We start from the raw sequence: 4218 nt of genomic DNA on the forward strand, positions 1-4218 counted from the left end.
GGTGGCCGGCGTGGCCATGTGCTGCTGGGTGACCACGTCGCGGGTGCAGCCCGTGCCGACGCCGGCCTCATCGGTCCCACCGAGGTCGGCCGGCAGGTCACGCAGCAGCACGAGGAGTTCGTCCGCCGAGGGGCGGCCCTCGGGCGCCTTGTCCAGGCACGACTCGACGACCGTACGCAGGGCCGCCGGCACGGCGCCCAGCGAAGGTTCCTGGTGCACCACCTGATACGCCGACATGTACGGGCTGTCCGCGTCGAAGGGCCCGTGGCCCGTCGCCGAGTACACCAGCAGCGTCCCCAGCGAGAAGATGTCGGACCGCGGCCCCACGCCGCGCGGTGCCTGCAACTGCTCCGGTGACATGAAGGGCGGCGTACCGATGACCCGCCCGGTCATCGTCAGCGTCTGCTGGTCCGTGGCGCGCGAGATGCCGAAGTCGATGACGCGCGGGCCCTCGGGCGAGAGCACGACGTTCGACGGCTTCAGGTCCCGGTGGACGACGCCCACCCGGTGGATGTCCCGCAGCGCCTCCGCCAGCCCGATGGCGAGCCGCCTCAGCTCCGCCCCGTTCAGCGGGCCGTTCTCGGCGATGCGCTGGGCGAGCGTCTGCCCCTCGATGTAGGTCGTCGCCATCCAGGGCTGTTCCGCCTCGGGGGCGGCGTCGACCACGGCGGCGGTGAACGCGCCGCTCACCCGCCTCGCCGCCGCCACCTCCTGCCGGAAGCGGATGCGGAACTCGTCGTCCGCCGCGAACTGCTGGTGGATCAGTTTGATCGCGACGGGTCGTCCCGAACTCGTACGGGCCAGGAAGACCGTGCCCATACCTCCCGAACCGAGCCGCGCCTCGAGCGGGTAGCCGCCGATCTCGGCTGGATCACCTCCGCGCAGCGACACCCTTTCCAACCCCCTGTCCCCCGCTGCGCCTCCGGCGCAGCGGGCCCGCGTACCTGTTCCGCACACAAACTAGCCGCAGGGCGGTACGGGAGAGTGAAGCGGGTGACGGAACAAGGAGCTCGGAGCTGCCCCCGTGCCATGATGCCGATGTCGGTGAAGCTGGTCTTGTCGGCCCGTACCGGGCCCGCCGGCATCTCCGCGTTGCCGGTGTCGGCCTCACCCAGCCCGCCGGCCTGACACGGGCCGGGCCGGCCCTCACCGCACAACGGCGCTCAACAACTGAGGCAGTCCGACCTCGCCGGACGACGGCCCGGGGGCCGACAGACCCTGTTCGGCACTGAGGCCGATCCGCTTCGCAGGCCCCGGGCACCCGTCGCAAGGCAGTGGAGGAGGCGGCCACAACTACCGTGCCACTGGGCCCTGTTCCTCGAACTCACGCGGCAACACGCACGACGCTCGCCGGAGACGGGTGATGGTCCTCATCCTTGCCGGTGGCGACGACGAGGCGCACGGCGGTGGCGCGCAGACCGCGCGGGGAGAGGACCGGGGAGGAATCCGGGACGCCCGGATCAGCACAGGACAGGGATACCGATGGTCTTTCGGTCCGGGCCGAGACACCCGAATGCCCCGGGGCAGCGATGACCCGGCCTGCTGACCCCGATCGGACGGTCACGACCGGCGGGTGGCGTGGCACGACCCTGCTGCAGCCCGGTCGGCTGGCGTTCACCGGCTCGGCCGGCGCCACCGACGCGCACGCCCATGCCGCCGTGCAGGTCCTCGTCGTCACCCACGGCGTGGTGGAGCTGACCGACCCCCACCAAGTCCGCCGCCCGGTCCAGGCCGCGATCATCCCGACCCGCGTCCGGCACGCCCTGCACGCCGGCCCGGGCGCACGAGCCACCATGCTCTACCTGGACCCGGCCGGCAGCGCGGGCCGTCGCCTGACCGCCCACCTGACCGGCCCGTACCACGACCGCCTGGAGCAATGGGCGGCTGCCGCCCGTGCCCTGCTCCCACCCGCCGGCCTCCGCGCGGCCGACCCTCCCGGCGATCCCGCGCGGGATCCGGCCACGCTGGTGCGTGGCTGGAGCACACCCGCCCGCGGTGGGCACCCAGCGCTGCAACACGCCGTGCGGATGCTGCCACAACTGCTGCACGGCCCGGTCCGGCTCACCGACCTGGCCGGCAGGGCCGGGATCTCGGCCAGCCGCCTTGGCTACCTGTTCAACGCCGAGCTCGCCTTGCCGTTCCCCGCCTGCCTGCGCTGGGCCCGGCTGCGCCGCGCCATCGAACTGGCGGCGGCGGGCGCCGGCCTCACGCAGGCCGTGCACGGCGCGGGGTTCGCCGACAGCTCCCACCTGACCCGCGTCACCCGGGAGATGTTCGGCCTGCCCCCGTCACAGCTGCTCACCGCCCTGCCCTGCATCCCGCCCTGAGCGCAACCGCGCAGCACAGCCAGGGAGGGCAAGCTGCAGAGTCAGCGGATCCGTCCAAGCCTGCCGGCCCCCGTCCCCGTCCCCGTCCCCGTCAGCCTGGACGGCATGTATCGCACCTTGATCCGCTACGGCTACGCGCCGTTCATGCTCCTCGGCGTCAACGGCGCCGGCATCGCCCTGGCCGCCGTCGGTGCCTCCGAGTTCTGGCTGCTCGGCCTGCTGCTCCTGGCCGTCGGCTGTTCGTTCGCCGCCGAACGCCTGCTGCCTTACGAGGACGGGTGGAGCACCCCGCCGCCGGGCGACGGGCGGCGCGATGTCGCGCACGCTCTCGTCAACGGGGGCCTGCTGCTCATCAGCTTGGCAGCCATCCCGCTGCTTGCCACGCTGGTCACGGTGGCCGGCCTGTGGCCCCGCTCCTGGCCATTCGCCGTACAGGTGACGGCCGCCGTACTCGTCGCCGATCTGGGGATCACCCTGGTTCACTTCGCCAGCCACAAGATCGGCGCACTGTGGCGCTTCCACGCGGTCCACCACTCCGTCAAACGCTTCTACGGTCTCAACGGGCTGATGAAGCATCCCCTGCACCAAACCCTGGAAACGGGTGCCGGGGTCGCCCCACTGCTGCTGATCGGTATGCCCGTCGACGTGGCCTCCGCGCTCGCCCTGGCCGTGGCCGTGCAACTGCTTCTGCGACACTCCGACGCCGACTACCGCGTCGGGGCCCTCCAGCAGGTCCTGGCCCTGAACGAAGGCCATCGGTTCCACCACCTCAAATGGGCCGGCATCGGTGATGTCAACTTCGGTCTGTTCACCCTCGTCGGACCACCTGCTCGGCACCTTCTCCTATGACCCCACGCGCCGTGTTTCCTCCGACCAACTCGGCATGGCCGCCAAACCGAACTACCCCACCACCTACCTGGGTCAACTGACCGAACCCTTCCGCTCCTCGGGCGCCTGCACCGCCGAGCCGTCCCAGCCTGATCTCTTATACCGCCCGCCTGACGAGACCGCAGCGACGTGAGCTGCCCGGATTTTCGTGGAGGACCGCCTCCGGCCCACGGCCGGGGGACGCACTGCCCTGGAGGCCGTCCTGCTCGACAGCGATCCGTACGGGCTCCCTTCTTCACGTACTCGTCCGCGTCGGCGCCGCCGAGCACGATCCTCTCGACACCGCCGGTCCCTCGGGTGCGAGAGCCGTGTTCCGTGACACGGGCGTACGCCTCGGAGCACGGGCACTGCCGGTAGCGTGATCGTCTGCCGCATGGAAGGTCCATGCGCCGGCCGACCCGTGCGGGGAGGGTCCGGTGGCGAGCGATGGGAACGTGATGAGCGAACCGACGAAGCCCGGAATCGAGGTTCCGGAGAGTGATCCGCCCACCGAACTGTCGGTCCGGGACCTCGTGGTGGGGGACGGACCCGAGGCGCAGCCGGGCAGGGTGGTGCAGGTGCACTATGTGGGGGTCACGTTCGCGTCCGGAAAGGAGTTCGACTCCTCCTGGGAGCGGGACCGGCCGTTCAAGTTCACCGTGGGCGGTGGCAGGGTCATCAAGGGATGGGACCGGGGAGTGAGAGGAATGAAGGTCGGTGGCCGGCGCGAGATCATCGTTCCCCCGCGTCTGGGCTACGGCAAGCAGTCACCCTCTCCGTTGATCCCGGCGGGCTCGACGCTGATCTTCGTCGTGGATCTGCTCACGGTCGTGGGCGGCCCGCCGGAGCGAGGCCCGGCCTGACCGGCTCGGCCTGGACCTGGGCCTCCTGAGGGGCCGCGGGTACCTGTCACTGCCACGTGAGGACGACCGCACTCCTCATCGGCAGACGTGCAGACAGTTCATGGTGACGTATCACCCGGACATCGTGGCCCACCACACGAGCTGTCTCTTATACACATCTC

5 protein-coding genes are annotated in these 4218 nt (G+C 71.0%); 4 read left to right on the forward strand and 1 reads right to left on the reverse strand.

Annotated elements, in window-relative coordinates:
* Positions 1 to 891, reverse strand: an 891-nt coding sequence (locus tag IH13_RS0127840; RefSeq protein WP_031088729.1) for a serine/threonine-protein kinase, incomplete at its 3' end; no start/stop codon positions are given.
* Between the two features lie 638 nt (positions 892 to 1529).
* Between IH13_RS0127840 and IH13_RS45665 the strand changes: the two genes are divergently transcribed.
* The 4 genes from IH13_RS45665 (at position 1530) to IH13_RS0127860 (ending at position 4057) form a co-directional block, all read left to right on the forward strand.
* The gene (locus IH13_RS45665) at positions 1530 to 2327 is read left to right on the forward strand and encodes an AraC family transcriptional regulator (RefSeq protein ID WP_051835953.1); all 798 of its coding nucleotides are present in this window, start codon (positions 1530 to 1532) and stop codon (positions 2325 to 2327) included.
* A gap of 105 nt (positions 2328 to 2432) precedes the next feature.
* Complete coding sequence (locus tag IH13_RS38625) at positions 2433 to 3176, forward strand: sterol desaturase family protein (protein WP_234433418.1); 744 nt, start codon at positions 2433 to 2435, stop codon at positions 3174 to 3176.
* Between the two features lie 34 nt (positions 3177 to 3210).
* Positions 3211 to 3348 (forward strand): hypothetical protein, encoded by a 138-nt coding sequence (locus IH13_RS45065; protein ID WP_234433419.1) that lies wholly within the window; start codon positions 3211 to 3213, stop codon positions 3346 to 3348.
* Positions 3349 to 3652: 304 nt separating this feature from the next.
* Positions 3653 to 4057 (forward strand): FKBP-type peptidyl-prolyl cis-trans isomerase, encoded by a 405-nt coding sequence (locus tag IH13_RS0127860; protein WP_031088731.1) that lies wholly within the window; start codon positions 3653 to 3655, stop codon positions 4055 to 4057.
* Positions 4058 to 4218 lie beyond the last annotated feature (161 nt).

The organism is Streptomyces sp. NRRL WC-3549, from assembly GCF_000721935.1.
GTDB lineage: Bacteria > Actinomycetota > Actinomycetes > Streptomycetales > Streptomycetaceae > Streptomyces.